The 3,555-nt window shown below is 37.3% G+C and carries 3 protein-coding genes and 1 pseudogene; all 4 read left to right on the top strand.

The window, feature by feature from the left end:
- Positions 1-28 precede the first annotated feature (28 nt).
- A complete protein-coding gene (locus A9239_RS12845; protein ID WP_048118027.1) occupies positions 29-853 on the top strand; it encodes a hypothetical protein in 825 nt (274 codons plus the stop codon).
- A 274-nt stretch (positions 854-1,127) separates the two neighbouring features.
- Complete coding sequence (locus A9239_RS12840; protein ID WP_230669112.1) at positions 1,128-2,066, top strand: hypothetical protein; 939 nt, start codon at positions 1,128-1,130, stop codon at positions 2,064-2,066.
- Between the two features lie 117 nt (positions 2,067-2,183).
- Positions 2,184-3,281 (top strand): NADH:flavin oxidoreductase, encoded by a 1,098-nt coding sequence (locus A9239_RS12835; protein WP_048118021.1) that lies wholly within the window; start codon positions 2,184-2,186, stop codon positions 3,279-3,281.
- Positions 3,282-3,436: 155 nt separating this feature from the next.
- A pseudogene (locus A9239_RS19055) lies at positions 3,437-3,555 on the top strand (IS701 family transposase); the annotation flags it as partial.

The following is a 3,555-nucleotide window of genomic DNA, read 5'->3' as shown; positions in this document are numbered from 1 at the left end:
TGAGACAATGTTATTTTGAGGCAATGCTATGCGTTTTAAAATTCTAGCCGCTGCAATATTAATTTTATTGGGGATTGCCGTTTTTGCTGTTTATTCTGGCTCCAGCAACAAAGACATCCCGGACGACAATGATATAATTCAAAAAATAGAGGTTAACAACAGCAGTTTTCTTGAGTTCTCGAAAGATTTGGATGATTTTGAAACAGTAACCATAGATATCGATAAACTCAGGAAAGCCGCAGACAGTGGCCATGTATTTCTTAGATTAATGGGAGAAGAATATAAAATTCGAATCCAGGAGGCGTCCAGATACACTGAAGATGAATACTTTTATGCGGGACCTGTTGTAGGGTATAATGAGAGTAGAGCTGACTTATATTTACAAAAAAACAGTTTTTGTGGGTCTGTTGGGCTGGGTAAACCCAGGAATGTGACATATAACATTAGACCCACTGATGAGAAATATAATGGCAAAACAGTTTACATTGTATTTATGCAAGATTGGAAAAAAGAAAAGGAAAGGCTGGAAAAGATGGAAATTGATCCTTTACAATTTTTCCTCATAAACAGTGATTCCAAAAAGCATGTAATGTCTATTGAGATTTTTGATTTTAATAATGAATCCGTGTTCAAAGAAAACTACACAATAGACCCTGAGGAAAAGATTTCCTCACCGAAAATAAAGGCCGAGTTGGGACAATACAGGTATGAAATTATTCTGGACAATAAATTTACTTTTGAACAGAAAATACAGGCAGATTACGCAGCTGATGTTAGTTCTTCAGAAGCACTATACATCTACATTTCTGATGATCCAGAAAACCCTGTTACGTTCGGAATTACAGTTGCCTGAGTAAATTTTTGTAACTCGTATAAAGGGTAATATGAAGCTCGTATAAAGGGTAATATGAAGCTATAATAGTAAAGCTGTATATTCTCTTTATATATATTACTTTATATAAGCTAAAGTATTAATCTATTTTTTAAGTTTTTTCAATCTATTAATTATGAAGTTAAGATTTCAGCTAGTTTTTATACTTTATCGTCTAAGTTTAATATATATCATAATAATACTTACTTTATGAGGGAAATTTATGCGTATTATAATAATTACTGCAGCTCTAATCTTGTTGGGAATTGTAATCTTTTCGGTTCCTTCTGGTTCAAACAGCGGGGTCATTTCTGATAATAAAAATCTGATTCTAAAAATAGAGAATAATAGCAGTTTTCTTGAGTCTCCTATAGATTGGGGCGGTTTTAAAATAGCAACAGCAAATATCGACAAAATCAGGGAAACCTCTGTTAGTGAAAATTCAAAGAAGAATTTGTCGGAAACTGATGAGAACGATATATTTAAAGAAATAATACTTGACAGGAATTCAATTAAGGCTCCTGAATCATGTGATAGCTTTGAAACTGTAATAGTGAACCCTACGAAGTTCAGGGAATTAGCCTCGAACGGAACTGTAAATCTGGACCTCATGGGAGAGGACTATGAACTTAAACTTCAAGAAAGAGAGATTCAAAAACCAAATGTAAATTCTTATATGGGATACATTGCCGGAAAGCCGCAAAGTAGTGTTTTTTTCACAGTAGAAGACGATTCAATTGACGGCTGTGTCAATGTGGATTTTTTTAATCAATCATATGGGATCGCTTCAACTGACGAGAAGTATGATGGAAAGATTGTCCATCTTCTGTGGAGGTATTATAATAAAGGAGGAGAGACAGAAATTAAGAAACATCATTCGTTAGATCCATTAGAATTTTCCCTGAGAAATAGTGATAAAAAGAGCCATGAAATCCATATCGAGATTTTTGATTTCTATAATAAATCTGTATTTAAAGAAAACTACACAATGAATCCTGAGGATGAAATCTTTTCGCCTGAAATAACTGTCGAACCGGGATACTACAGGTATAAAATTATTTTAGATAATAAATTTACTTTTGAACAAAGAGTAACGGCAAGTTACGCTACTAATTTAGGTGGTTCAGAAAAACTGCATCTCAATATCTGTGATGATCCGGATAATCCTATTGAATTCATAAGTGAAATTGCCTGAGTAAATTTTTCTTCCTCCTCTCTTGCCACAGTTGAAGAGAACTTTATCTCTAACGCACGACTTCCTTTATTCAAGGGTCAGGATAATTATTTACCTTCCCTTAGCCTATTTTTTCTCATGATTTTTGACCCTATAACTGTCTGCAACCTGAAACTCCAGAACCACTTTGTCAGGTCCGCAACTCACGAATTTCTGGCTGAAGAAGACGGAACGCCAACTTTCCGGCTCGGAGACCTTTATGAAGAGCTTGCAAAAAATGAGGTCGGACTGATCATAACCGGCTATTCCTATGTCCTTCCGGGCGGGCAGAGCGATATCTACCAGCAGGGCATCTATGATGACCGTTTTATTGAACCCTACCGGAAAATAACCGAAAAAGTGCACAGGTACAAAAGCAAAATCGTGCTCCAGATAGTCCACGGAGGGCGTCAGGCAAGTGTTTCAGACGAATATCCTGTCCCAATGGCTCCTTCGAAAGTAAAAGACAGCCATTCGGCAGTTGTGCCGAGAGAAATGACCGAACAGGAAATCCTGGAAGTAATCGAAGCTTTTACAAAGGCGGCTATCAGGGCAAAAAAAGCAGGTTTTGACGGAGTTCAGCTTCACTGTGCCCACGGCTTTCTTTTAAGTAATTTTATTTCTCCCTATACGAACAGGCGGACTGACCGCTGGGGAGGCTCGGTAGAAAACCGGACAAGAATAGTCACGGAAATTGTCAGGCGCATAAAAGAAGAGGCTGGAGATTCTTTTCCCATTCTGGTCAAAATGAATGCTACCGATGGCTTCCAGCCCTGTTGTTCAAAGGCTGAACTGGGACTTGACATTTTCCAGGCCGTAGAAATTGCAAAGCTTCTGGAAAAGGCTGGAGTCTGCGCAATTGAGGTAAGCGGAGGAATCAGTGAAGCAGGTGGGGTAACTATAAGGACTGCAATCAATACTCCTGCAAAAGAAGCATATTTCAGGGATTGTTCTAAAGCAATAAAAAGTGCAGTGAACATTCCAGTTATTCTTGTTGGCGGCATCAGGTCGCTTTCGGTTATTAATGATTTGCTTGAAAACGGGTCTGCAGACCTGATTTCAATGAGTAGGGCATTTATCAGTGAACCTGACATTGTTTTGAAATTCAAATCAGGGAAGGTTAAAAAAGCAAGATGCGTATCCTGTAATCTCTGTTTCGATCCGGAGGGTATAAATTGCAATTTCCAGTTTGAGTAAGGGTTCGATCAACTCTCTGATTGATTAAACTCTTAACTTCTTATTTTACCATACATGTTTTTATTTATTAGGACTTACGCAGTTAAAATGCCGAAAACTTGATATCTTTATAAATATACTTATGGCTTAGTGTTTCTCTAAAAACGTACGGAGTTATGGACATAAATCCACCTAAGTGTACCGACATTGACTACATTAAATATCTCATTGCGGCTTCTAAAGTTTTTAGCTGTACTGAAGCTGCTAGATGTTATCCAGACATAGCTAATGCTCC

This window comes from Methanosarcina sp. A14, assembly GCF_001729375.1.
In the GTDB taxonomy this organism is placed as follows: domain Archaea; phylum Halobacteriota; class Methanosarcinia; order Methanosarcinales; family Methanosarcinaceae; genus Methanosarcina; species Methanosarcina barkeri.
This window is presented reverse-complemented; position numbering and strand designations above follow the sequence as displayed.